Origin of the sequence: Plantactinospora endophytica, from assembly GCF_016862915.1 — a bacterium.
In the GTDB taxonomy this organism is placed as follows: Bacteria; Actinomycetota; Actinomycetes; order Mycobacteriales; family Micromonosporaceae; genus Plantactinospora; species Plantactinospora endophytica.
In genome coordinates, this window is the sequence record NZ_BONW01000021.1 from 213,717 (window position 1) to 238,352 (window position 24,636).

Genomic DNA, 24,636 nt, shown 5'->3' on the forward strand with positions numbered 1-24,636 from the left:
ATCACAGGTGCGCCGGTCAGCGGGCGTCGACCACGGTGTCCGAGCCGCTCGGACCGATCGGGATGACCAGCGCCGGGCTGCTGTCCGAGAAGGTCAGCACCGGGTATTCCAACGGACGGTAACGCGGGTTGACCGTGACGTCGGCCTGGTCCAGCGCCTCGACCAGGGTGTTCCGCATGGCCAGCGCCCGGCGCAGGACGTCCCCGTCGAGCTGCTGGCCGGCCTCGCCGTCCTTGGCGTCCGGCGGGATCACCCCGGCGACCCGGCCCCGGGCCACCACGTCCATCAGCTCCTCCTGGGTCGGCGCCACCGGCTGGGTCACCGGAATGCCGGCCCGGCAGGCGTCCAGCTCGGAGAAGAGCCGCACGTAGCGGGAGTCCGCCGGCAGCCCGGTCGCCTGGGCGACCTGCTCGACCGGGGCCTGCTCCGACGGCTTGAAGCCCTTGTCGGCGGCGAGCTTGAGGCAGACCTCCCGCATCACCAGGGTGCCGACCACCTGGACCCGGGTCGGCGCCTTCAGCTCGGGTGCGTCCGGCGCGGGCGTCGCGCCCGGCTCGTGACCACCCGGCGGCACCTTGCTCCGGACGTCGTCCAGCACCGAGGTCACCTCGTCCTCGGTGATCTTCTTGTCACCCAGGTAGACGGCGACGCTGGAGTCGGACCGGCAGGCGGAGAGGGCGGTGGTGCCGAGGACGGCAATGACCGCGATCGACGCCAGACGACGGGCACGCTGCATGCTCGACACTCTCTCACGCACCGCTTCCGGCCGCCGGCACGGGGTCACCCAGTACGTCGCGGAGGAGCTGGGCGCACCACTCCAACAGCGCCTGGTCGCGCAGCGGCTCGCCGCCGATCCGCCGGGTCGTCGGGCGGGGCACGCTCACCTGGTCTGTGGCCGACTTGTAGACCGCGTCCGGGTGGTAGCGCTTGAGCCGGAGTTGCTTCGAGTCCGGCAGCGGCAGCGGCCCGAACCGGACATGTTTGCCCTGGGCGGAGACGTCGCTCAGCCCGTACGACCGGGCCAGCAGCCGGAACCGGGCCACCGCCACCAGGTTGCCGACCTGCTCCGGCGGCTCGCCGTACCGGTCGGTCATCTCGGCGACCACCTCGGCCAGCCGGGCGGCGTCCCGGGCCTCGGCGAGCTTGCGGTACATCTCCAGGCGCAGCCGCTCCACCCCGATGTAGTCGTGCGGCAGGTGCGCGTCGACCGGCAGGTCGATCTTGATGTCGACCTCCTCCTCCGGCCGCTCGCCCTTGAACGCCTGCACCGCCTCGCCGACCATCCGGACGTACAGGTCGAACCCGACCCCCTCGATGTGCCCGGACTGCTCGCCGCCGAGCAGGTTGCCGGCGCCCCGGATCTCCAGGTCCTTCATCGCCACGTACATGCCCGCGCCCAGCTCGGTGTGCTGGGCGATGGTGGCCAGCCGCTCGTGCGCGTGCTCGGTCAACGGCTTCTCCGGCGGATAGAGGAAGTAGGCGTACGCCCGCTCCCGGCCCCGGCCGACCCGGCCCCGGATCTGGTGCAACTGGGCCAGGCCGAGCAGGTCGGCGCGCTCCACGATCAGCGTGTTGGCGTTCGGGATGTCGATGCCGGACTCGACGATCGTGGTGCAGACCAGGACGTCGTACTCCTTCTCCCAGAAGCCGACCATGACCTTCTCCAGGGCGTCCTCGCCCATCTGGCCGTGCGCCACCGCGACCCGGGCCTCCGGGACGAGTTCGCGGATCCGCCGGGCCGCCTTGTCGATCGACTCGACCCGGTTGTGCAGGTAGAAGACCTGGCCGTCGCGGAGCAGCTCACGGTGGATCGCGGCGGCGACCTGCTTGTCGTCGTACGCCCCGACGAAGGTCAACACCGGGTGCCGCTCCTCCGGCGGGGTGGCGATGGTGGACATCTCCCGGATGCCGGTGATCGCCATCTCCAGGGTGCGCGGGATCGGGGTCGCCGACATGGTCAACACGTCCACGGCGGTACGCAGCGTCTTCAGGTGCTCCTTGTGCTCCACCCCGAAGCGCTGCTCCTCGTCCACCACCACCATGCCGAGCTGCTTGAACCGGGTCGCCGCCTGGAGCAGCCGGTGGGTCCCGATCACGATGTCCGCGCTGCCGTCGGCGGCGGCCTCCAGGGTCCGCTCCGCCTCCTTCGGCGTCTGGAACCGGGAGAGCTGCCGGATCTGGATCGGGAACTGCCCCATCCGCTCGGCGAAGGTGTTGTAGTGCTGCTGCGCCAGCAGGGTCGTCGGCACCAGCACCGCCACCTGCTTGCCGTCCTGCACCGCCTTGAACGCGGCCCGGACCGCGATCTCGGTCTTGCCGTACCCGACGTCGCCGCAGATCAGCCGGTCCATCGGGATCGACTGCTCCATGTCCCGCTTGACCTCCTCGATCGCCGCGAGCTGGTCCGGCGTCTCGGTGTACGGGAAGGCGTCCTCCAGCTCCCGCTGCCACGGGGTGTCCGGGGCGAACGCGTGCCCCTTGGACGCCTTCCGGGCGGCGTAGAGCTGGACGAGCTGGGCGGCGATCTCCTTGACCGCCTTGCGGGCCCGCGCCTTCGCCTTCTGCCACTCGGCGCCGCCCATCTTGTGCAGCGTGGGCGCCTCGCCTCCCACGTAACGGGAGAGCTGGTCGAGCTGGTCGGTGGGGACGAAGAGCCGGTCACCGGGCTGGCCGCGCTTGCTGGCCGCGTACTCGATGACCAGGTATTCCCGGTCGGCGCCGTTGACGGTGCGCTGCACCAGCTCGACGTACCGGCCGATGCCGTGCTGCTCGTGCACGACGTAGTCGCCGGCCCGCAGCTCCAGCGGGTCGATGGTGTTGCGCCGCCGGCTCGGCATCCTGCGCATGTCCCGGGTCGACGAGCCCCGGCCGCCGGTGATGTCGTTGCCGGTGACGACCGCGATCCGGGAGGCGGTGTCCAGGAAGCCGTGGTTGAGCGAGCCGCAGGTGACGACCAGCTCGCCGACGCCGGGCGGTGCCGGCACGTCCTCGGTCAGCGCGGCGCCGAGCCCGGCGTCCCGGAGCACCTCGACGGCGCGCTGCGCCGGCCCGTGCCCCTCGAAGACCAGCGCCACGCCCCAGCCGTCGCCGACCCAGCGCTTCAGGTCGTCGACCACCCGGGCCGTCTCGCCGTGGTAGAGCGGCACCGGCTGGGCGGCCAGCGCCACCGACTCGCCGGTGTCCGGCACGACGGTCACCTCGGGCTCCGGCTCCACCGCCCACGGCTCGACGGTCACGCCCGGCCCAGGGGCGGCCTCCACCAGGCCGAACGGCGATGCCGACCACCAGGGCTGGTCGAGGGTCGCGGCGGTGCCGCGTACCTCGGCCAGGGTCTTGAAGGCGGCGGCGCCGAGATCGACCGGAGCCTGGCCGCCGTTGGCGGCTGCCGCCCAGCTCGCCTCCAGGAACTCGGCCGAGGTACGCACCAGGTCGTGCGCCCGGGTCCGGATCCGCTCCGGGTCGCAGAGCAGCACGTGGCTGCCGGCCGGCATGCAGTGCAGCAGAAGTTCGAGCGAGTCCGCGCCGATCAGCGCCGGAGCCAGCGACTCCATCCCCTCGACCGGGATCCCCTCGGCCAGCTTGTCCAGGATCTCGGCCAGCTCCGGGTGCTGCTCGGCCAGCTCGGCGGCGCGGCGCCGGACCGGGCCGGTGAGCAGCAGTTCCCGGCACGGTGGTGCCCAGAGCGCCGGTACCGCCTCGATGGTCCGTTGGTCGGCGACGGCGAAGGTGCGGATCTCCTCAACCTCGTCGCCCCAGAACTCGACCCGGGACGGGTGCTCGTCGGTGGGCGGGAAGACGTCCAGGATGCCGCCCCGGACGGCGTACTCCCCGCGCTTGGTGACCAGGTCGACCCGGGCGTACGCCAGGTCGGTGAGGCGGCGGGCGGTCTCCTCCAGCTCCGCCTCGGCGCCGACGGCCAGCCGTACCGGCTCCAGGTCGCCGAGCCCCTTGAGCTGCGGCTGCAACACCGAGCGGACCGGGGCGACGACCACCCGTACCGGACCGGCGTGCTCGTCGAGGTCGGGGTGGGCCAGCCGGCGGAGTACGCCGAGTCGCCGGCCGACGGTGTCGGACCGGGGCGAGAGCCGCTCGTGCGGCAGGGTCTCCCAGGCCGGGTAGACCACCACCTGCTCCGGCGACAGCAGGCTGCCCAGCGCGGCGGCCAGGTCGTCGGCCTCCCGGGTGGTGGCGGTGACGGCGAGCACGGGGCGCCCGGCGCCGCCCGCCTCGTCGCCGGCCGCCACGGCGGCGACCAGGAACGGTCGCAGCGCGGGCGGGGCGGTGAGATCGAGGCCGTCTGCGTCCGCCCCGCCGGTGCGAGCCAACGAGCGGGCCCGGGCCAGTGCGGGGTCGCGGAGCGCGGCAGTGAGCAGACCGGTGAGCACGCAGATCACAACCTTGCGGAATGCAGCAGATGGGCACACGGAAATCGCCCCGCGCCCGACTCGGGTGGGGGGTTCGGGAGGTGGGGAAAGGCCCCTTCTTGCCGCCGCTGCCGCGTACCGCCGCTGGTGGTGGAAGGGCCCCTTCGCAACACCGGAGCCAAGCCTATCTCCTGGGCCCGACAACCCCGGGCCCGACGGCCGGCGTAGCGGGGTTCCGGTTCACCGCCGTACCGCCACCGGTCGAGGGATGGGCGGCTTTCCGGTCCGCGCCTTCCCCGGTTGGACGCCTGACCTGCCCCGTCGACACCAACCCGCTGCGTCAGCTCGCCGAGCATCCCGGAAGTGCCGTTTCCGGCAGCCGCCGGGCGACAACCGGCCGGCGAGGCTCGGGCGTTTCCGCTCGGGAGGAGACGCCATGTCCGGTTTCAGGGACGTGCGGGCCGCCGACGGCCGGGTGCAGGCCCGGATGCGCTGGTTGGGCTGCCCGGACGGAATGGGCTTCTACGAGGTCCGGTGCCTCAACACCGAGCCCCGCTGGGCGGTCGCCCGGCCGTGCGACAGCTTCACCCTGCACCTCGCCCGCTCCGGCGGCTACCTGCGCCGGCTCAACGGGCGGGAACGCTTCGTCGATCCGACCTCGGCGCTCTTCCTGAAGCCCTCCGACGATCTCACCATCTCGCACCCGCTGGGCTGCGGCGACAGCTACTCAGCGATCGAGATCGACACCGAGGTACTGGCCGAACGGCCGGACGGCGAACGGTGGCTGACCAGCGCCGGCTGGGAGGGACGGCTCCCCGTCGAGGTCGACCTCCGGCACCGCGCCCTGGTCGCGGATTCCCTGCGCGGCGTGGACGGCTTCGAGCTGACCGAGCGGGTGCACGGGCTGCTCGGCAGCCTGCTCGCCGACGGTCCGACCCGGCCCGGGGACGACCTGGGCCGGGCGGTGGGGCGGCGTCCGGCCACCCTCGCCGCCCACGGCCGGCTGACCGACCGGGTACGCGAGGTGATCAGCGGCGGCGGCTACACCCTGGGCCTCACCGAGCTGGCCCGGGAGGTCAACTGCTCGCCCCACCACCTGAGCCGGGTGTTCCACCGGACCACCGGGCAGAGCCTGACCGCGTACCGCAACCAGGTCCGGACCCGGGCGGTGCTGACCGCGTTGGCCGGCGGGGAGGTGGAGAGCCTGCGCCGCCTGGCGGCCGAACACGGCTTCGCCGACCAGTCCCACCTGACCCGCACCCTCCGGCAACAACTCGGCCACTCTCCGACACAGCTCCGGCGGATCCTCGCCACCACCGAGGTCGGCGGCAAGTGAGCACAGATCTTCAACGTGACTGACCGGTGCCGGCGCGAGCATGGGGCGACCCCGATAGGAGGCACCAATGCGAGACCGACATCTCGTCCGACGGCGTGCGCGATCCGGCGTCGCCCTGCTCGGACTGCTCGCGGTACTGGTCACCGGGTCGCCCGTCGCGGCGGCCTCCCACACCGGCCCGCCGGCCGCCGGTACGCCGGTCGTCAGTGCGCCGGTCGTCGATGCGGCAGTCGTCAATGCGGCCGTCGGCGGAGACCGTCCGGGCTTGACCGATCCGCGCCCGTGCGCCGAGGCGGCCGGGTTCACCTGCGCCGACCTGACGGTGCCGCTGGACCGCCGGGGGCGTACCCCCGGGAAGTTGCGGCTGCGGGTGGCGGCGGCGGACAACGCCGAGGCTCCCCGGGGCACTCTGCTGCTGCTCTCCGGCGGTCCGGGACAACCCGGGCCGGGCCTGCTGCCCCGGCTCGTCCCCCGGTTCCGCTACCTGATGGACGACTACCGGCTGGTGATGATCGACCAGCGCGGTACCGGACCGGCGGGGATCGACTGCCCCGAACTCCAGGCCGAGGTGGGCTCCTCCGACATCACCCCGGCCACCCCGGAGGCGGTGCGGAAGTGCGCGGATCTGCTCGGCGAGACCCGCCACTTCTACACCACCGCCGACACCGTGGCCGACCTGGAGGACCTGCGGCGGGCCCTGGGCGTGGCCCGGTGGACCCTCGACGGCGTCTCGTACGGCTCCTTCGTCGCCCAGCAGTACGGCCTGACGTACCCGGATCGGGTGGTCCGGATGGTGCTGGACTCGGTGGTGCCGCAGGACACCCTGGACGGGCTGTACCTGCCGAGCCTGCACCGGGTCGCCCAGGTGCTGCGTACGGCGTGCCAGGAGCAGTCCTGCGGCTACGATCCGGCGGCCGACGTCGCCGAGACGATCCGCCGGTACGGCAACGCCGTCGGCATCTTCGACTTCCTGGTCATCGCCAGCATCGTCGATCCGAAGCTGACCGGGGAGACCTTCTATCCGGTGCTGCTCTTCCTGCGCCTGGCCGCCCAGGGCACCCCGGAGCCGCTGATGTCGGCGATCGACGACCTCCAGGGCGGCGAGAACATCCCGTTCGCCGAGTACAGCGCCGGTCTGCACGCGGCCACGATCTGCGCCGACCAGACCGACGCCCCGTGGGGCGACTCGACGGCCCCGCTGGGCAGGCGGGCGAAGGCGCTGGACCGGGCGATCCGGCGGATTCCGGCCAGCCAGGTCTGGCCGTTTCCCCGCGAGGTCGCGGCCGAGCAGGCAGTTATCTCGACCTGCCTGCACTGGCCGCCGTCCCGGCCGAACCGGCCACCGCCGCGACGCACCCTGACCATGCCGGTACTGCTGCTGAACGGCGATCGCGACCTGTCGACCCCGGTGGAGTGGGCGATCGAGCAGGCGGCGCGTACGCCCCGGGGCGAACTGGTGGTGATCGCCGGGATGGGCCACTCGATCCAGGGCCGGCATCCCGAGGGTGACCAGGCCGTCCGGCGGTTCCTGCTCGGGTCGGCGACCTGACCCCCCGCAGTCGGCGGATCCCGGCACGGATCTCACGGAGCGGCTCCGACCAGCGCTCCGACGGGGGAGATCCGCGCCGGGATCCGCCCGGCGGCCAGCCGTCCGGTCGTTCGCGGCAGGCGTCCAGTCATTCGCGTATCGAGTACGGGAAGTAGCATTCGGACCGTACCCGACGGAAGGCGGACGATGACGGTGGAGCGCAGCGGCGGCGGGGATCCGCGCCGGACCCTGGCGTTGCTCTGGACCGCCGAGCCGGCGCCGGCCGCCGCCGGCACCACCGGAAGACCCGCCCGGGGCCGGCCGCCCCGGCTGACCGTACGGCAGATCCGGCAGGCCGCGATCGCGGTGGCCGACCGGGACGGGCTGGCCGCCATGTCGATGGCCCGGGTCGCCGACGGACTGGGCGTCGGCACGATGTCGCTCTACACCTACGTCCCGGGCAAGGCCGAACTGATCGACCTGATGGTGGACGGTGTACTGGCCGAGCGCGAGCTGCCCGGCCCGGACGACGCGCCTCCGCCGGACTGGCGGGCCCGGATCGAGCTGTACGCCGACCGGACCCGGGCGACGTACCTGCGCCACCCGTGGCTGCGGGAGGTCTCCACCGTGCGACCGCCGCTCGGACCGGGGCTGCTGGCCCAGCAGGAGTACCTGCTGGCGGCCCTGGCCGGCCTCGGCCTGCCGGCCCGGCAGACGGTCGCCGCCGCGAACGCGATCGTCACCTTCGTCGACGCGTCCGCCCGGCAACGGGCCGAGACCGACCAGCTCGAACGGGTCACCGGGCAGTCGACCGACGAGTGGTGGTCGGACCGGGACTCGTTCTGGTCGGAGCACTTCGACGTCGCGCGCCACCCGGCGATGAACCGGATCTGGCTGGCCGACGGGTTCGTCGACACCCCCGACGCGATGGCCGACGCCTACCGGTTCGGGCTGCGGCTGCTGCTCGACGGCATCCAGCGCACCGTCGAGGCCGCCGACCGCTGATCCGCCCGCCGCGCGCCGGTACCCCGGATGTCGGACCGGATTGCCATAATCCGCCGATGGAGATGGATCGATGCTGGGAGCTGATCGAGTCGGTGCGGGCCGGCGTCGACACGTCCTGGGAGGAACTCGACGACGTTCTCGGGGCAGCGCTGACCGCACGACTGGCCGAACTCCCCCCGGACGAGATCGTCGCCTTCGAGCTGCGGTTCAGCGAACTCCAGGACCAGGTCTCCGCCGACCGCACCCTGACGGCCGCCTGCCTGATCTTCAACGGTTGCGGCGACGACTCGTTCACCGACTTCTGCGCCGGCATGGTGGGGCTCGGGCGGAGCTGGCACGAGCGGGTCGTGGCGGATCCGGACAACCTCGCCGACCATCCGCTGGTGCGGGGCATCGTCGACGGCCTCGTCGACCATCACGCGCTGCTGATGGAGTTCTTCCAGGCCTCCGCATACCGGGCGTACAAGCAGGTCACCGGCGACGACGACTTCTGGGATGCCGTCGAGGAGGCGGACGAGCGGGAGGACCCGTCGTCCGACGACCCGGCGGGGCCGTCCAGCAGCGACCTTCGGCTGCCCCGGCTCGCCGCGCTCTTTCCGGAGTCGCGGGAGTACATCGTCGGTCAGTAGCGGACGCTGATCCGTCTCGCCGCCGCGTCGACCCGGGCCTCGCCGCCGTACGGGACGATCAACTGCGGGTCGGTGTGCCCGATCTCCAGGTCGAAGACGAGTACGGCGTCCGGGGCGTACTCGGCGCAGGCCCGGCGCACGGCGGCCCGTTGCGCGTCGGCGTACTCCCGCTTCTCGGCCGGGGTGTGCCGGCGGGCGAGGTCCCACGCCTTGGCCCGGCCGACCAGTACGGCGGGAAAGCCGCCGAGCAGTCCGCGCTCGCCCATGTCCCGCAGGATCCGGTACACCTCGACGTCCGGGGGCAGCTCCTCGGAGGTCTCGACCACCAGCACACAGCCGGCGTACGCCCCGCTCGGGCCGATCCGGCCGGCCCGGAGCAGCCAGGAGAGCACCTCCAGGTTGCCGCCCCAGATCCGTCCCTCGACCAGCCGCTCGGGGCCGTACCAGGACCAGCCGGAGGCCGGGAACATCGTCGGGGCCCGGTCCAGCCCGGCCGGGTCACGCCAGTCGCCGGACTCGTCGGTGTATTCGGCCACCTCGGTCAGCTCGTGCCAGCCGGTGCCGAACAGCGCCGTACGCAGCGAGGAGACGGTCACCGGATGGGCCGCGCCGCCCCGGCCGAGGTGCACCATCACCGAGCCGCCGTGATAGGCGACGATGCCCAGGTCGAAGAGGTGGGCCAGCAGGTTGGTGTTGTCCGAGTAGCCGAAGAACGGCTTCGGGTTGGCCCGCAGCACGGCGTCGTCGAGATGCGGGACGACGGTGATCTGGTCCTCGCCGCCGATGGTGGCCAGCACCGCCGTGACCGACGGGTCGGCGAAGGCGGCGGTCAGGTCCCTGGCCCGGTCCCGGGGGCCGGCGTCCGTCGCCCGGGTGGTCGGGTACTCGACCGGGACCAGGTCGAACTCGGCGCGCAGTCGGCGCAGGCCCAGCTCGTACACCTCGGGGAAGAGGCCCGGCAGACCGGCGGACGGGGAGACCACCGCGACCCGGTCCCCGGGGCGGGGCTTCGGCGGGTAGTGCGGGGTCGGACCGGGTGACGGCGCGGACATGCGGGTCAGGCTAGCCGGGAGCGGGCGCGGGGGTGGGGCGTGAGCAAACTAACGATCATCCGCGGCAGCGTCCGAAACTCGACATAACGCACGTTTTGCCGGTACGGGATAGGCTCTAAGCAGTACCGCCGCCCGCCAGTTCGGCACGGGCCTCGTTAGCGTTCCGGGACCGCCCGCCGATAACATCCACTGTGTCGGACAACGCTGTCCTCCGTACTCGACCAAGGAGCGCACGGTGACCGACCAGCATGATCACGACGGCCCCGACGCCGCGCTGCGCGCCGACATCCGTCGGCTCGGCAAGCTCCTCGGCCAGACCCTCGCCCGCCAGGAGGGCCCGCCCCTGCTCGACCTGGTCGAGGAGGTCCGCGCCCTGGTCCGGCACGACGCGGAGGCGGCGGCCCGGCGGCTCGGCGCGATGGACGTCACCACCGGCACCAAACTGGCCCGCGCCTTCTCCACCTACTTCCACCTGGCCAACATCACGGAGCAGGTGCACCGCTCCCGCGACCTGCGCCGGCAGCGCGCCACGCACGGCGGCTGGCTGGACCAGGCGGCCCGGCTGATCCGGGAGCGCGGGGTGCCGCCGGAGGAGATCGCCTCGGTCGCCCGCCGGCTCTCCGTCCGGCCGGTCTTCACCGCCCACCCCACCGAGGCGGCCCGCCGGTCGATCCTCTCCAAGCTGCGCGCCGTCGCCGACGAACTCGACGCCGAGGCCGCCGCCGCCATCCTCTACGGCGCCAGCGACGAGGGCCCGGCCAGCCGCCGCCTCGCCGAACTGCTCGACCTGCTCTGGCAGACCGACGAACTCCGGCTGGACCGGCCGGACCCGACCGACGAGGCCCGCAACGCCATCTACTACCTGCGCGACCTCTTCGCCGAGGCGGCCCCGCAGGTGCTCGACGACCTCGCCGACACGCTGCGCGGACTGGGCGTGGAGACAGCGCCGACCGCCCGGCCGCTGACCTTCGGCACCTGGATCGGCGGCGACCGGGACGGCAACCCGTTCGTCACCCCGCAGGTCACCCGGGACGTGCTGCTCATCCAGTACGAGCACGGCATCCAGGCGACCGAGGCGGCGATGGAGGCGCTGATCAACGAGATCTCGGTCTCCCGCCGGCTGCGCGGGGTCAGCCTCGACCTCTCCGCCAGCCTCGCCAAGGACCTGGACGCGCTGCCCGAGGTGGCCCCCCGGTTCCGCCGGGTCAACGCCGAGGAGCCATACCGACTCAAGGCCCGCTGCGTACGCGCCAAGCTGGCCAACACCCGGCGTCGGCTCAACCAGGGCACCGCGCACGTGCCGGGGCGGGACTACCGGGGCTCCGCCGACCTGCTCGCCGACCTGGAACTGATGCGCGCCTCGCTGGCCCGCAACTCCGGCCAGCTCACCGCCGTCGGCCGGCTCGCCTCGGCGATCCGCACCGTCGCCGCGTTCGGGCCGCACCTGGCGACGATGGACATCCGCGAGCACGCCGAGGCGCACCACGTGGTGCTATCCCAGTTCTACCACCAGGTCGGCGAGGTGCCGGACTACGCGGCGCTGAGCCGGACCGAGCGGACGAAGCTGCTGGCCGAGGAGCTGACCGGCCGCCGCCCGCTCTCCACCATGGACACTCCGCTGACCGAGCCGGCCCGGAAGACCTTCGACGTCTTCGGCACCATCCGCGAGGTGCAGGAACGGTTCGGCGTCGAGGTGATCGAGTCGTACATCATCTCGATGACGCTCGGCGTGGACGACGTACTCGCCGCCGTGGTGCTGGCCCGGGAGGCCGGGCTGGTCGACGTGCACACCGGGCGGGCCCGGGTCGGTTTCGTGCCGCTGCTGGAGACCCCGGCCGAACTGGACGCCGGGGGCGAACTGCTCGACGAGATGCTGTCGCTGCCGGCGTACCGGGCGATCGTGGCGGCCCGGGGCGACGTGCAGGAGGTGATGCTCGGCTACTCCGACTCCAACAAGGAGGCCGGGATCACCACCTCGCAGTGGTCCATCCACCGGGCGCAGCGGGCGCTGCGGGACGTGGCCGCCCGGCACAACGTACGGCTGCGGCTCTTCCACGGCCGGGGCGGTACGGTCGGCCGGGGCGGCGGCCCCACCCACGAGGCGATCCTCGCCCAGCCGTACGGCACGCTGGACGGCGAGATCAAGGTGACCGAGCAGGGCGAGGTCATCTCCGACAAGTACACGCTGCCGTCGCTGGCCCGGGAGAACCTGGAGCTGACCCTGGCGGCGGTGTTGCAGAGCACCCTGCTGCACACCACGCCCCGGCAGCCCGCCGAGGCGCTGGACCGCTGGGACGCCACCATGGACGTGGTCTCCGGCGCCGCCTACCGGCGGTACCGCTCGCTGGTGGAGAACCCGGACCTGCCGGCGTACTTCTGGGCCTCCACCCCGACCGAACTGCTCGGCGCGCTCAACATCGGCTCCCGCCCGGCGAAGCGGCCGAACACCGGGGCCGGGCTGTCCGGACTGCGTGCTATCCCGTGGGTCTTCGGCTGGACCCAGACCCGGCAGATCGTCCCCGGCTGGTTCGGGGTCGGGACGGGACTGGCCGCCGCCCGGGAGGCCGGGATGGGCGACATCCTCGCCGAGATGCACCGCGCCTGGCACTTCTTCGGCACGTTCCTGTCCAACGTCGAGATGATGCTGAGCAAGACCGACCTCAACATCGCCCGTCGGTACGTCGAGACGCTGGTCCCGGAGCCGCTGCACCCGATCTTCCAGATGATCGAGGCGGAGTACGAGCTGACCAAGCAGGAGGTGCTGGCCATCACCGCCTCCCCCGCGCTGCTGGAGAACTCCCCGGTGCTGCAACGCACCCTCGCCGTCCGGGACACCTACCTGGAGCCGCTGCACCACCTCCAGGTGGCGCTGCTGCGGCAGTACCGCGACTCGGGTGCCGCCGGGCGGGCCGTGGCCACCGCACCGGGCGGCCGGCGGGCCCCCGGCGACGGTACGGCCCTGGAGCGGGCCCTGCTCACCACCGTCAACGGCATCGCCGCCGGGATGCGCAACACCGGCTGAGCCGACGGCGCGGGCGTTCGGTGACGACGCGGAAGAGAATCGGCTGAAATAGCCGACGACACGCGGACATGTTTCCGGTGTCGGGCATCCCCGCCCGGCGCCGGACCGTCCGAGGGAGTTCCGTTGGCCCGCGCCGCACCCACTCCGTCCACCGACGACGCGCACGTCGCCGCCGCCAGGTTCGAAACCCTCTACCGGGCCTGCTACCAGGACCTGCTCGCCTTCGCGCTGCGCCGGTGCGACCGTCCGGAGGCCGCGGCCGACGTGGTGGCGGACACCTTCCTCGTCGCCTGGCGGCGGATCGACGAGATCCCGACGGACCAGGGCCGGTTGTGGCTGTTCGGGGTGGCCCGCAACATGCTGGCGAACCACCACCGGAGCGTACGGCGCCGGGCCGACCTCGCGGCGCGGCTGCGCCAGGAACTCGCCCGGACCGAGGTCGTCGCGCCGGAGGTGCCCGACGACGTCGGACGGGCGTTCCGGTCCCTGTCCGAGGCCGACCAGGAACTGCTGCGGCTGGTGGCCTGGGAGGGGCTGGCCGCCGACGAGCTGGCCGTGGTCCTCGACTGCTCGGCGAACGCCGCCCGAATCCGGCTGCACCGCGCCCGGCGACGGTTCGCCGCCGCACTGCGCCAGCCGTCGCTGACGAGATGACCGGGGAGAACACCATGACGGACCACGACGAGCAGGACCGGCTGATCCGGCTGCTGGCCCCGGAGCACCACGTCGCCGACTCGGCCTGGGAACCGGACGGGCCGGTCGCGCGGGAGCTGCTTCAGATAATCATGACGACGTCGACCGCCGAGCCGGCACCGGTCCGGATCCCCCGCCGGCCCGGGTCCTGGTTCGCGGGTCGCCGGTTCGCCTTCGCGGTGCCGACCGTGGCCGCCCTCGGTGCGCTGGTCGCGGTCGTCGCCCTCGCCCTGCCCGGCGACCCGGCCAGCCCGGAACTGACCCAGGTCGCCCCGTCCGGGCCGCCGACCGCCGCGTCGAACGGGCCGGCGAGCCCGGCCCCGTCGCTGCGGCCGGTCGCGCTCTCGATCGTCCCCGGGGCCGAGTACATCGTCGTCACGATCGTGGACCCGATCGCCGATCCCGCCCGCTACCAGGCCGAACTGAAGAAGTACGGGCTCGACATCGAGATCACCGTCGCCCCGGTACCGGCGGAGCGGGTCGGTCGGGTGGTCTTCATGGAAACCGGTCCGGACGCGGAGGTGGAGACCATCGAGTCGCCCGGCAACTGCACCGCGAACGGCAACTGCTCGGTCGGCATCCGGATCCCGCTGAACTTCAAGTCGTACGCCCGCATCGTGTTCGGGCGTACTCCGCTGCCCGGCGAGTCGCCGATGACCGAGGAGGGGTAGCACGGGGGCTGGGGCGGGGACCGGGCGGCTTGGGTGGTCCCCGCCTCCGGGGGCGGAATCCCGCCCCCGGTCCGTTCGCGCGTCCCGATCGCCGTCGGCCCGCCGGATCCTCCGACAGCCGGACCGAGATCGCAGAGGTCGGGGCTTGACATAGACGGCACCTGATGTCGAAAATCTACGCCATCGCGCCGCCCAGTGAAAATTATCGGCCCCTCGCCCATCGGTGACGGGGTCGTGGCGTTTCTACCCGGACGCGCGACGAGACGGCAACCCCCACCGTCTCCACCACCCGTGGTTCGGCATCGTCCGCCCACCCACCCCCCGGGAGGAACCCATGTCCGGCGTACCCCTCATGCGCAGACGCACCCTGTTGGCCGCAGTCGCCGGGATCGCGACCGCGCCGCTGCTCGCCAGCCCCGCCCAGGCCGCACCGCCGAAGATCTACCTCGACCCCGGCCACGGCGGGACCGACCCCGGCGCCGTCGGGAACGGCCTCCAGGAGAAGGCCCTGACCCTCGACATCGCGCTGCGCACCCGCACCGTCCTACAGACCAACTGGGACGTCTCGATCCGGATGTCCCGCACCACGGACGTCACCCGCAGCCTCAGCTCGCGCAGCAGCGACGCCAACTCCTGGGGCGCCAACGTCTTCGTGAGCATCCACATCAACGCCGGCGGCGGCACCGGCTTCGAGAGCTACATCTTCCCCACCGCCGGCGCCGCGACCCAGCGCCTACAGGACGACGTGCACGCGGCCGTGCTCAGCAACGCGCGGACCGTCGGCGCGGTCACCGACCGTGGCCAGAAGACGGCGAACTTCCAGGTACTCCGGGAAACCGCGATGTCGGCGATGCTCACCGAGAACCTCTTCATCGACCGGGCCGCCGACGCGGCGCTGCTCGCCCGCGCGGACTTCCGGCAGGCGCTCGCCGTCGGGCACGCCCGGGGCATCGCCCGTTTCTTCGGCCTCGCGTAGCCGCGACGGCGGCGGGGCCGGCTCGGTGAGCCGGCCCCGCCGCTGCCCCTCGGTCAGCTCGTCTCGCCGGCCACGCTGAAGGTACCCAGCCGGCGGATCGCCAGCAGGGTGAAGCCGACCGTGAAGACCGCACTCATCACGATCGCCACCGGCAGCGACACCGAGCCGTCCAGCAGTGCCGTCGGCGCGATCCGATCGGTCAGGGTCACCACGTAGTGCTGCACCGACAGCACCCGGGTACCGCTGACGATGTTGTTGAGCAGGCCCTCCCAGATCAGCACGTACACCAGGCCGAGCAGCACCGGACGACGGGTCAGCAGGCTCAGTGCCAGAAAGAACGCCGAGTACGCCAGTGCGCCGACCGCACCCGCGGCGGCCAGGCCGAGCCCGAACCGTACCGACTCGACCAGCACCCCGGCGACGTAGAGCGGCAGGGCGACGGTGAGCGCGGTGACCCCGGCCGCCACGAGGAGCTTCGGCAGCACGATCTGCCACCGGGGCAGCGGCTTGGTCAGGATGTGCAGCAACGTCCCGTCGTCGATCTCGGAACCGAGTACCGCCGTGCCGACGATCAGCGCGGTCACCGGCAACACCACACCGAGACCCAGCCCGTGTACGACCGGCAGACCCCACTCGGTCGACGCGACGCCGGCCGCCCGGGACAGCACCGCCAGCCCGACCAGCAGCACCGGCAGCGGGAAGAGCAGCAGGAACCGGCGCCGCCCGAGCAGCCCGCGCGCGGTGATCCAGGAAACAGTCGTCATTGGGATCTACGCCTCCACCAGGTAGGAGAACACGCTCTCCAGGGACTCGTCCGAGGGCAGCAGCCGGCGTACCCGGATGCCGGAGGCCAGCGCGATCTTCGGCAGGGCGCGGGTGAAACTGCCGTAGTCGCCGGCCCGGACGGTCAGCCCGTCCCGGGTGACGTCCACCCCGTTCACCGAGGGCTGGCCGATCAGCTCGACGGCCAGCCGCCGGTCGTCGCTGGACTGCACGGCGAAGACGTGCGGCCGGTTGGTCATCAGCCGCCGGATGGTCCGGAAGTCGCCGGAGGCGGCGAGCCGGCCCGAGACGATCACCTGTACGGTGCCGGAGACCTGCTCGACCTCCTCCAGGATGTGCGAGCTGAACAGGATCGTCCGGCCCTGTGCGCCGAGCGAGTGCAGCAGCTCCATCATGTGCAGCCGCTGCCTCGGGTCCATCCCGTTGAACGGCTCGTCCAGCAGCAGCACCTGCGGGTCGTGCACCAGGGCGGCGGCGACCCGGGCCCGCTGACGCATGCCCTTGGAGTACGTGCCGATCCGGCGGTCCTGCGCCTCGGTCAGCTCGACCAGCTCGATCGCCCGCCGGGCCGCCGCCTCCGGGTCGGGCAGCCGGTGCAGCCGGGCGCTGGCCAGCGCGAACTCGTACGCGCTGAGGAAGTCGTAGACCGACTCCCGCTCGGTGACCAGGCCGAGCCGACGGTAGACCTCGGGATTGCCCCAGGTGGGTTCGCCGTCCAGGCTCACCGTGCCCTTGGAGGGGGCCAGGAACCCGGCCATCATGTGCAGCACGGTGGTCTTGCCGGCACCGTTCGGCCCGAGCAGCCCGGTCACCCCGGCGCCGAGGCTCATCGACACGTCGTTGACGGCCACCACGTTGCCGTACCAGCGGGAGACCCCGGCCAGTTCCACGTTACTCATCGGGCGGCGACCTTCCGGTAGCGGGCGAGCAGCAGCAGGATGCCGGCGACGACGAACCCGACGGCGACCAGGCCGTAGAGCGGACCGTACGGGCCGATGTCGAGGTCACCGACCTCCTCGACCGTCCAGTCCCCGATCCCGCCGACCAGGGTGACCGGGCTGGCCAGCCCGGCGAGCTGGTTCGCCGCCTCGTGCGGCATCACCGACAGCACCGCGACGACCGGGCTGGTCAGCAGGAAGGCGCCGACGATCGCCCCGGCCGCCACCGCCCGGCGCCGGACCAGGGAGGCGACCAGCAGCGCCAGCACGGAGTAGACGATCGCGTGTACGGCGACGTAGCCGAGCGCCGGCAGGAAGTCCCCGAGTTCGTCCCAGACCGCCCCGATGCCGTCGACCATGAACGCGGCACCGGCGAACATCACCGTCAGCGGTACCGCGAGCATCAGGAAGGTCGCCGAGACCAACGCGGCCAGCTTGACCAGTGCGTAGTCGGCGCGGTGCAGCGGGCGGGCGAAGTAGAGCGGCAGCACCCCACTGTGCAGGTCGCGGGAGGCGAGTTCCGGCCCGACGATCGCGCAGAAGAAGATGATCAGGATGCTGAGCACCTCGGGGAACTCGGCGTAGCTCAGCGCCACCTCGCCGGTCTGGGCCCGGACCGCGGTCAGCACCGCGGCGACCACCCCGACCACCCCGACGATCAGCCACGGGAAGATCTTCGCCTTGATGGTGCGACCGAGCCCGAACGCGGTACGCAGGCTGTGCAGGTAGAGCGAGCCGACCAGGTAGCGCCGGCCGAGCCGGGGACCGTCGTAGCGCTGGTAGCCGATGTCGTGGATGACCCCGGCCGGACGGTCGGTCTGCGGGGCGTCGAGGGTGGTCATCGGGCGCCCTCCAGGGCCGTGCCGGCGGCGACCGGCCCGGACACCCGGGCCGGGTCGGTGGCGAAGAGTTCGACGACCCGGTGCCGGCGCTGGTCGAGCCGGTGCAGCGGCAGGTCCAGCTCGGCGACCGCGGTCAGGATCAGGTCGTACGTCTTGTCGAGCGCCGTGTCCCCCGCCCCGACACCTGCGGAATCCGGGTCGAGCACGGGTACCAGCAGCAGCCGGTTGTCCCGGCGGACCGGCAGGCCGGCGGCGGCGAGCCGGGCGGCCAGCTCGTCGGTGCCCTCGCTGACCTCGACCGAGAGCACCTCGGTCACCGCGGTCATGTCGGAGAGCTGTGCCGACCGGAGCAGTTTGCCGCCCTCGATCGCGACCAGCGCGTCGCAGATCCGCTCGACCTCGCCGAGCAGGTGCGAGCAGACCAGCACCGAGATGCCGAACTCGGTGCCGATCCGCTCGATCAGGGCGAGCATGGCGTCCCGGCCGGCCGGGTCCAGCCCGTTGGTCGGCTCGTCGAGCAGCAGCAGGTCCGGGTCGTGCACCAGCGCCTGGGCCAGCTTGACCCGCTGTTTCATGCCGGTGGAGTATCCGCCGACCTGGCGGTAGCGCTCCTCGTAGAGGCCGACGTGCCGCAGCGTCTCGGAGGCCCGTTCCCGGGCGGTGGTCTTGGGCAGCCCGCTCATCCGCGCCATGTGCGTGACGAACTCCGCGGCGGAGAGGTCCGGGGGCAGGCAGTCGTGCTCGGGCATGTAGCCGACCCGGGCCCGGACCTGGTGCCCGTCCACCGTCGGGTCGAGGCCGAGCACCCGGGCCTGGCCGCCGGTCGGTTCGAGCAGGCCGAGCATGATCTTGATAAAGGTCGACTTGCCCGCACCGTTGGCTCCGACCAGACCGACGATGCCCGGCTCGACGGTGACCGTCAGGTCGGACAACGCGGTCACGCGATTGCCGTACGTCTTGGTCAGCGACTGGGTCGCGATCAGTGTCACGCTGCCAGGGTAGGGCCGGCGGTGGGCACCGGAGGTCCGGAAACGACCCTGGAAGTACCCCTGATTCGGCGGCCCCCGCCGACCGCCTCCCCTAAGGGCCGGGGTAGGACTTTGGTAACGGTCCGGCGCCGGGTTGGGTAACCTCCTTCTGGCCGCCGACCGAACACGGCGTCACCGATCAAGGCGTCCAAACGGGAGTGGCGGTCTCGACCGATCGGCGGCCGGCTGAGAAACTGTGTGCCGGCCGGCCGGGTAGTTGGGGGTGCGGATGAGCAACGGGTGGGTGCTGCCCGATGAGTTGCTGCGTGACGCTCCGGCGTACACGCCGCGCCCGTATGAGCTGGCCGACCTGGAGTTGCTGCTCACCGGGGCGTACGCACCGCTCGCCGGCTTCCTGGGCCGGGCCGACCTGACCTCGGTGGCCCGGCGTGGCCGGCTCGCCGACGGTTCCCCGTGGCCGGTGCCGGTGACCCTCCAGGTGCCGGCGGAGCTGGTCAGCGGCCTCGACCTGAACAACCCGGTCGAGCGGGGGCTGGTCCTCACCGACCCGGAGGGGGCGCCGACCGCCCTGCTGGAGGTCACCGACCTCTGGCCGACCACCCAGGGCTGGTACGGCGTCGGCGGCCCGGTACGCCGGATCGGCGACGGCGGCCACGGCCCGTTCCAGCGGCTCCGCCGCGCCCCCGCCGAGGTCCGGGAGCTGCTGCCGCCGGGCCGGGTGCTCGGAGTGATCGCCGACCGGCCACTGCACCGGCCGCAGCTCGCGCAGATCGCGCACGCGGTCCGGACGCTCGCCGCCCACCTGCTCATCCTCATCCCGGTCGCCAACACCAGCCCGGACGGCCTGGCGCCGGAGGTGCTGGTCCGGAGCATCTTCGGGGCCCGGGACCGGATGCCCCCGGCCACCATCGTCGCGGTGCCGATCGCCCGGCGCGGCGACGACATCTGGGACGCGCTGCTCCGGGCCCGGGTGGCCCGGGCCTACGGGGTGACCCACGTCCTCTCCACCACCGAGATGCTCACCGGTGGCGGGCTGCGCATGCTGGTCCCCCGCGAGCTGGCCTACGACAACCGGGACGGCCAGTGGCGGTGGCGGGACGACATCCCGCCGCGCAACCGCCGGCTGCCGCTGGGCCAGGAGGAGATCGAGGACCTGCTCGACCGGGGCTTCCCGCTGCCGGAGTGGCACACCCCGCCGACGGTGGCGAAGGAACTCACCCGGGCCCGTCCGCCGCGCCGGCACCGGGGTCTGGTGGTCTTCTTCACCGGGCTCTCCGGCTCGGGCAAGTCGACGATCGCCCGGGGGCTGGCCGACGCGCTGCGGGAGAGCGGGGACCGCACCCTCACGCTGCTCGACGGCGACGTGGTCCGCCGGGAACTCTCGGCCGGGCTGGGCTTCAGCCGGGCCGACCGGGACCTGAACGTACGCCGGATCGGCTGGGTCGCCGCCGAGGTCGCCCGGCACCGGGGCCTCGCCATCTGCTGCCCGATCGCGCCGTACCACCGGGCCCGGTCGATCGCCCGGGAGATGGCCCGCTCGGCCGGGGCCGGTTTCGTACTGGTGCACGTCGCCACCCCGCTGGCGGTCTGCGAACGGCGGGACCGCAAGGGCCTGTACGCCCGAGCCCGCGCCGGCCAGCTCACCGGGATGACCGGCGTCGACGACCCGTACGAGGAGCCGAAGGACGCCGACGTCGTGCTCGACACCACCGACCTGACGGTGGAGGAGTGCGTACACCTGCTGCTCACGCACCTGACCGAGACCGGCTGGGTCGAGTCCCGCCTGCAACCCGCCTGACCCGCCTCCGCCCCGCACCACCACGGCTGCCCTTACGCGGGTACTCGCGTGGACGCTAGTGTGCGTATCTGTTGGATTGCGTGCGAGCGCGTTTGGAGGCGGTGTGGGCAGCCTGGTGCGAGGCGTCGACGGCCTGAGCTACGGCGGGGACTACAACCCGGAACAGTGGCCCGAGCAGGTCTGGCCGCAGGACGTGGCGCTGATGCGGGAGGCCGGGGTCAACCTGGTCACCGTCGGCGTCTTCGCCTGGGCCTGGCTCGAACCGGCACCGGGGCGCTACGACTTCGACCGACTCGACCGGATCATGGACCTGCTGCACGCGGGTGGGATCCGGGTCTGCCTGGCCACCGCCACCGCCTCGCCGCCGCCCTGGTTCTCCTCCGCCCACCCGGAGACGCTGCCGGTACAGGCCGACGGGCGCCGACTGACGTACGGCAGCCGGCAGGCGATCTGCGCCAGCTCCCCGGTCTACCGGCGGGCCGCACTGGCGCTGACCGAGCAACTCGCCCGGCGGTACGCCGACCACCCGGCGCTGGCCGTCTGGCACGTACACAACGAGTACGCCTGCCACAACGCGCACTGCTACTGCGACACCTCGGCCGAGGCGTTCCGCACCTGGCTCCAGCACCGGTACGCCGACCTCGACGGCCTCAACGCCGCCTGGGGGACGGCGTTCTGGTCGCAGACGTACACCGACTGGGCGCAGGTGCAACCGCCCCGGGCCACCCCGACCTCGTCCAACCCCGCCCAGGTGCTGGACTTCAAGCGGTTCAGCTCGGACGAGCACCTGGCCTGCTTCACCGCCGAACGGGACCTGCTGCACCGGCTCTCCCCCGGCGTACCGGTGACCACCAACCTGATGACCGCGAGCTGCGTCAACCTGGACTACTGGGCCTGGGGGCGGGAGCTGACCGGCCCGGACCGGCTGCTCTCCAACGACCACTACCTGCTCGGCGAACATCCGCTCGAACCGCCGGCCCAGATCGCCTTCGCCGCCGACCTGAGCCGGTCGCTGGCCGGCGGCCCGTGGCTGCTGATGGAGCACTCCACCAGCGCGGTCAACTGGCAGCCGCGCAACCTGGCCAAGCCGGCCGGGCAGCTCGTCCGGGACGCGCTGGCGCACGTGGCCCGGGGCTCCGAGGGTGCGCTCTTCTTCCAGTGGCGGGCCAGCCGGGCCGGCTCGGAGAAGTGGCACTCGGCGATGCTGCCGCACGCCGGTACCGACTCGAAGATCTGGCGCGAGGTGGTCGAGCTGGGCCGGCACCTGCGGGCGCTGGCCGAGGTCGAGGGCTCGCGGACGGTCGCGGACGTCGCGGTGCTGCTCGACTATTCGAGCGTCTGGGCCCAGGAGGCGGCCAACCAGCCGAGCACCGACATGGTGGCGTTCGACGAGATCCGGCGCTGGCACAGCGCGCTGTGGCGGGCCGGCATCACCGCCGACCTGGCCCGGCCGGACGCCGACCTGTCCGGCTACAAACTGGTCCTGGCCCCGGCGCTCTACCTGGTCGACGACGAGTCGACCGCCAATCTGACCGGGTATGTCGAAGCTGGCGGCACGCTGGTGGTCGGCCCGTACAGCGGGTTGGTGGACGAGTGCGACCGGGTCCGCCCGGCACCGCTGCCCGGCGCCTTCGCCGAGCTGCTCGGCATCCGGGTCGAGGAGTTCTTCCCGCTCCCCACCGCCGGCACGGTACGCCTCGACGACGGCACCTCGGCGACGGTCTGGACCGAAGCACTGGCTGCGCCGGACGCCGAGGTGCTGGTCAGGTACGACAACGGGCCGGTCGCCGGTGGGCCGGCGATCACCCGCCGAGCCGGGGACGGCGGCGGCACCGCCTGGTATCTCGGCACCAGGCTGGAGGATCGGGCGCTGGGTCGGCTGCTGGGCACGATCGCCGGGGCTGCCGGTGCCGGGCCGGGCGGAGCGGTCGTACCCGGAATCGAGCAGATCCGGCGGCGGCACCCGGACGGGCGGTCGTACCTCTTCCTGCTGAACTCCGGCGACCGGCCGGCGGCGGTCGACGCGGCCGGGACCGACCTGCTGACCGGCGCCCGGTGGGCCGGCCCGACCCGGGTCGCGGCCCACGGCGTGGTGGTGTTGGCACAGCAACCGGAGCCGGAACCGACCGGGACGGCCTGATGCTCGCCCAGCAGCGGCAGGAGGCGATCCTGCACCGGGTACGCAGCGCGGGCGGGGTCCGGGTCACCGAACTGGCCGGCGAGTTCGGCGTCTCCGACATGACCATCCGGCGCGACCTGGAGGCGCTGGCCGAGCGGGGCCTGCTGGCCAAGGTGCACGGCGGGGCGACCACCACCCGGCCGGGCTCGACCGACGAGCCGGGCTTCGCGGCCAAGTCGGTCCGGCAGCGGGCCGAGAAGTCCGCCGTCGCGGCCGAGGCCGCCCGGCTGGTCACCGCCGGGATGGCGGTCGCGCTATCCGCCGGTACGACCACCGCCGAACTCGCCCGCCGGCTGGCCGGGGTACCGGCGCTGACCGTGGTCACCAACTCGATCCCGGTCGCCGAGATCCTGCACCGGTCCGGCCGGCCGGACCAGACGGTGGTGCTCACCGGCGGGGTACGCACCCCGTCCGACGCGCTGGTCGGGCCGGTGGCGGTGGCCACCATCCGCTCGCTCCACCTGGACCTGGTCTTCCTCGGCGTGCACGGGATGAGCGAGCGGGCCGGGTTCAGCACCCCGAACCTGCTGGAGGCGGAGACCAACCAGGCCCTGCTCGCCGCGGCGGACCGGCTGGTGGTGCTCGCCGACCACACCAAGTGGGGGACGGTCGGCATCTCCTCCTTCGCCGAGCTGACCGAGGCGCACACCGTGGTCTCCGACACCGGCCTGCCCGAACCGGCCCGGGAGGTACTCCGGGCCTCGGTGACCGAACTACTGCTGTGTGAGGTGGCGGCGTGAGGCGGCTGGCGGTCAAGCTGGCGGACGGACGCGAGCTGATCTACTTCGACGAGCACCCGGACGCGACCCGGGACGAGCCGGACCGGCGTGACCTGCCGCTGCCCCCGCCCGCCTCGCAACTCCGGTACGACCCGCTGGTCGACGAGTGGGTGGCGGTGGCGGCGCACCGGCAGGGTCGGATCTTCCTGCCGCCGAGCGACCAGTGCCCGCTGTGTCCGTCCACTCCGGAGCGGTCCGGCGAGATCCCGGCCCACGACTACGACGTGGTGGTCTTCGAGAACCGCTTCCCGTCCTTCAGCGACCGGCCCGGAGACCCGCCCGGCCAGGTGACGCCGTACACGGCGGTGCGGCCGGGGACCGGGCGGTGCGAGGTGGTCTGCTTCACCGCCGACCATCAGGCGTCGTTCGCCACCCTGCCGCCGAGCCGGGTGCGTACCGTGCTGGAGGCGCTCGCCGACCGTACCGCCGCACTGTCCGGGCTGCCCGGGGTGGAGCAGGTCTTCTGCTTCGAGAACCGGGGGGTGGAGATCGGGGTGACGCTGCACCACCCGCACGGGCAGATCTACGCGTACCCGTTCCTGCCACCGCGCAGCCGGGCGATGCTGACCGCCGCGCGGCGGCACGCGGAACGCACCGGCGGACGCAACCTCTACGCCGACGTGCTCGCCGCCGAACGGGCCGCCGGGGAACGGGTGGTGCTGGCCAACGAGCACTGGACCGCGTACGTGCCGGCCGCCGCCCGCTGGCCGTTCGAGGTGCACATCGCGCCGCACCGGCCGGTACCGGACATTCCGGCGCTGGACGACGCCGAGCGGGACGCCTTCGGCCCGCTCTACCTGGACCTGCTGCGCCGGTTCGACCGGCTCTTCGACCGGCCGCTGCCGTACATCTCGGCCTGGCACCAGGCACCGGTGCACGCCGACCCGGCGCTGGCCCACCTGCACCTCCAGGTGTTCAGCATCCGGCGGGCGGCGGACAAGCTGAAGTACCTGGCCGGTTCGGAGTCGGCGATGGGAGTCTTCGTCAACGACATCGCGCCGGAGCGGTCCGCCCAACTGCTGCGCAACGCCGGCTGACCGGCGGCGATCCAG

The 24,636-nt window shown here is 72.8% G+C and carries 19 protein-coding genes; 12 read left to right on the plus strand and 7 right to left on the minus strand.

The window, feature by feature from the left end; genetic code table 11:
* Window positions 1–16: 16 nt before the first annotated feature.
* Together Pen02_RS21990 and mfd are read right to left on the minus strand one after the other, a co-directional pair.
* Window positions 17–736, minus strand: coding sequence for a hypothetical protein (locus tag Pen02_RS21990; protein ID WP_203867972.1), 720 nt, complete (start codon window positions 734–736; stop codon window positions 17–19).
* Window positions 737–749: 13 nt separating this feature from the next.
* Window positions 750–4,385, minus strand: a complete 3,636-nt coding sequence (gene mfd, locus Pen02_RS21995) for a transcription-repair coupling factor (RefSeq protein ID WP_203867973.1) — start codon at window positions 4,383–4,385, stop codon at window positions 750–752.
* A gap of 415 nt (window positions 4,386–4,800) precedes the next feature.
* On the opposite strand from mfd, the gene Pen02_RS22000 reads away from it, so the two are divergent.
* The 4 genes from Pen02_RS22000 (at window position 4,801) to Pen02_RS22015 (ending at window position 8,862) form a co-directional block, all read left to right on the plus strand.
* Entirely contained in the window at window positions 4,801–5,700 is a 900-nt protein-coding gene (locus Pen02_RS22000) for a helix-turn-helix domain-containing protein (protein WP_203867974.1), read from the plus strand.
* A gap of 67 nt (window positions 5,701–5,767) precedes the next feature.
* Window positions 5,768–7,249, plus strand: coding sequence for an alpha/beta hydrolase (locus Pen02_RS22005; protein ID WP_203867975.1), 1,482 nt, complete (start codon window positions 5,768–5,770; stop codon window positions 7,247–7,249).
* Between the two features lie 186 nt (window positions 7,250–7,435).
* Window positions 7,436–8,233, plus strand: coding sequence for a TetR/AcrR family transcriptional regulator (locus Pen02_RS22010; protein ID WP_203867976.1), 798 nt, complete (start codon window positions 7,436–7,438; stop codon window positions 8,231–8,233).
* Between the two features lie 56 nt (window positions 8,234–8,289).
* Window positions 8,290–8,862 (plus strand): DUF4240 domain-containing protein, encoded by a 573-nt coding sequence (locus tag Pen02_RS22015; protein WP_203867977.1) that lies wholly within the window; start codon window positions 8,290–8,292, stop codon window positions 8,860–8,862.
* Here the strand turns inward: Pen02_RS22015 and Pen02_RS22020 are convergent.
* Entirely contained in the window at window positions 8,856–9,914 is a 1,059-nt protein-coding gene (locus tag Pen02_RS22020) for a S66 family peptidase (protein ID WP_203867978.1), read from the minus strand. The two genes, Pen02_RS22015 and Pen02_RS22020, sit on opposite strands and share 7 nt — an antisense overlap.
* A gap of 235 nt (window positions 9,915–10,149) precedes the next feature.
* Between Pen02_RS22020 and ppc the strand changes: the two genes are divergently transcribed.
* The 4 genes from ppc to Pen02_RS22040 all read left to right on the plus strand — a co-directional run bounded on the left by ppc (window position 10,150) and on the right by Pen02_RS22040 (window position 15,276).
* The gene (ppc, locus tag Pen02_RS22025) at window positions 10,150–12,936 is read left to right on the plus strand and encodes a phosphoenolpyruvate carboxylase (RefSeq protein WP_203867979.1); all 2,787 of its coding nucleotides are present in this window, start codon (window positions 10,150–10,152) and stop codon (window positions 12,934–12,936) included.
* Between the two features lie 123 nt (window positions 12,937–13,059).
* Window positions 13,060–13,590 carry an RNA polymerase sigma factor gene (locus Pen02_RS22030; protein ID WP_203867980.1) on the plus strand — a complete coding sequence of 177 codons (531 nt, stop codon included), beginning with the start codon at window positions 13,060–13,062 and terminating at the stop codon, window positions 13,588–13,590.
* A gap of 14 nt (window positions 13,591–13,604) precedes the next feature.
* Entirely contained in the window at window positions 13,605–14,300 is a 696-nt protein-coding gene (locus Pen02_RS22035; RefSeq protein WP_203867981.1) for a hypothetical protein, read from the plus strand.
* A 334-nt stretch (window positions 14,301–14,634) separates the two neighbouring features.
* Window positions 14,635–15,276, plus strand: a complete 642-nt coding sequence (locus tag Pen02_RS22040; protein ID WP_203867982.1) for an N-acetylmuramoyl-L-alanine amidase family protein — start codon at window positions 14,635–14,637, stop codon at window positions 15,274–15,276.
* 53 nt (window positions 15,277–15,329) lie between these two features.
* Here Pen02_RS22040 and Pen02_RS22045 read toward each other — a convergent pair whose 3' ends face one another.
* Genes Pen02_RS22045 through Pen02_RS22060 form a run of 4 tightly spaced genes read right to left on the minus strand, consistent with a single transcriptional unit; the run spans window position 15,330 to window position 18,828 of the window.
* The gene (locus Pen02_RS22045; RefSeq protein ID WP_203867983.1) at window positions 15,330–16,040 is read right to left on the minus strand and encodes an ABC transporter permease; all 711 of its coding nucleotides are present in this window, start codon (window positions 16,038–16,040) and stop codon (window positions 15,330–15,332) included.
* Between the two features lie 6 nt (window positions 16,041–16,046).
* Window positions 16,047–16,958, minus strand: a complete 912-nt coding sequence (locus Pen02_RS22050; RefSeq protein WP_203867984.1) for an ABC transporter ATP-binding protein — start codon at window positions 16,956–16,958, stop codon at window positions 16,047–16,049.
* Window positions 16,955–17,839, minus strand: coding sequence for an ABC transporter permease (locus Pen02_RS22055; RefSeq protein ID WP_203867985.1), 885 nt, complete (start codon window positions 17,837–17,839; stop codon window positions 16,955–16,957). Before Pen02_RS22055 ends, Pen02_RS22050 begins: the two co-directional genes overlap by 4 nt.
* Window positions 17,836–18,828, minus strand: coding sequence for an ABC transporter ATP-binding protein (locus Pen02_RS22060; RefSeq protein WP_203867986.1), 993 nt, complete (start codon window positions 18,826–18,828; stop codon window positions 17,836–17,838). Before Pen02_RS22060 ends, Pen02_RS22055 begins: the two co-directional genes overlap by 4 nt.
* 268 nt (window positions 18,829–19,096) lie before the next feature.
* On the opposite strand from Pen02_RS22060, the gene cysC reads away from it, so the two are divergent.
* From cysC to galT, 4 genes are all read left to right on the plus strand, one after another.
* Window positions 19,097–20,626, plus strand: a complete 1,530-nt coding sequence (gene cysC / locus Pen02_RS22065) for an adenylyl-sulfate kinase (protein WP_203867987.1) — start codon at window positions 19,097–19,099, stop codon at window positions 20,624–20,626.
* Between the two features lie 103 nt (window positions 20,627–20,729).
* Window positions 20,730–22,766, plus strand: coding sequence for a beta-galactosidase (locus Pen02_RS22070; protein ID WP_239141077.1), 2,037 nt, complete (start codon window positions 20,730–20,732; stop codon window positions 22,764–22,766).
* Window positions 22,766–23,545 (plus strand): DeoR/GlpR family DNA-binding transcription regulator, encoded by a 780-nt coding sequence (locus tag Pen02_RS22075; protein WP_203867989.1) that lies wholly within the window; start codon window positions 22,766–22,768, stop codon window positions 23,543–23,545. The genes Pen02_RS22070 and Pen02_RS22075 overlap by 1 nt, the downstream gene beginning before the upstream one ends.
* The gene (gene galT, locus Pen02_RS22080; RefSeq protein ID WP_203867990.1) at window positions 23,542–24,621 is read left to right on the plus strand and encodes a galactose-1-phosphate uridylyltransferase; all 1,080 of its coding nucleotides are present in this window, start codon (window positions 23,542–23,544) and stop codon (window positions 24,619–24,621) included. The genes Pen02_RS22075 and galT overlap by 4 nt, the downstream gene beginning before the upstream one ends.
* Window positions 24,622–24,636: the final 15 nt, after the last annotated feature.

Bases quoted from the DNA above. Each gene is read 5' to 3' on its own strand.
- Pen02_RS21990 (WP_203867972.1), bottom strand. From the start codon at position 736: ATGCAGCGTGCCCGTCGTCTGGCGTCGATCGCGGTCATTGCCGTCCTC.
- Pen02_RS22000 (WP_203867974.1), top strand. From the start codon at position 4,801: ATGTCCGGTTTCAGGGACGTGCGGGCCGCCGACGGCCGGGTGCAGGCC.
- Pen02_RS22005 (WP_203867975.1), top strand. From the start codon at position 5,768: ATGCGAGACCGACATCTCGTCCGACGGCGTGCGCGATCCGGCGTCGCC.
- Pen02_RS22010 (WP_203867976.1), top strand. From the start codon at position 7,436: ATGACGGTGGAGCGCAGCGGCGGCGGGGATCCGCGCCGGACCCTGGCG.
- Pen02_RS22015 (WP_203867977.1), top strand. From the start codon at position 8,290: ATGGAGATGGATCGATGCTGGGAGCTGATCGAGTCGGTGCGGGCCGGC.
- Pen02_RS22020 (WP_203867978.1), bottom strand. From the start codon at position 9,914: ATGTCCGCGCCGTCACCCGGTCCGACCCCGCACTACCCGCCGAAGCCC.
- Pen02_RS22035 (WP_203867981.1), top strand. From the start codon at position 13,605: ATGACGGACCACGACGAGCAGGACCGGCTGATCCGGCTGCTGGCCCCG.
- Pen02_RS22040 (WP_203867982.1), top strand. From the start codon at position 14,635: ATGTCCGGCGTACCCCTCATGCGCAGACGCACCCTGTTGGCCGCAGTC.
- Pen02_RS22045 (WP_203867983.1), bottom strand. From the start codon at position 16,040: ATGACGACTGTTTCCTGGATCACCGCGCGCGGGCTGCTCGGGCGGCGC.
- Pen02_RS22050 (WP_203867984.1), bottom strand. From the start codon at position 16,958: ATGAGTAACGTGGAACTGGCCGGGGTCTCCCGCTGGTACGGCAACGTG.
- Pen02_RS22055 (WP_203867985.1), bottom strand. From the start codon at position 17,839: ATGACCACCCTCGACGCCCCGCAGACCGACCGTCCGGCCGGGGTCATC.
- cysC (WP_203867987.1), top strand. From the start codon at position 19,097: ATGAGCAACGGGTGGGTGCTGCCCGATGAGTTGCTGCGTGACGCTCCG.
- Pen02_RS22075 (WP_203867989.1), top strand. From the start codon at position 22,766: ATGCTCGCCCAGCAGCGGCAGGAGGCGATCCTGCACCGGGTACGCAGC.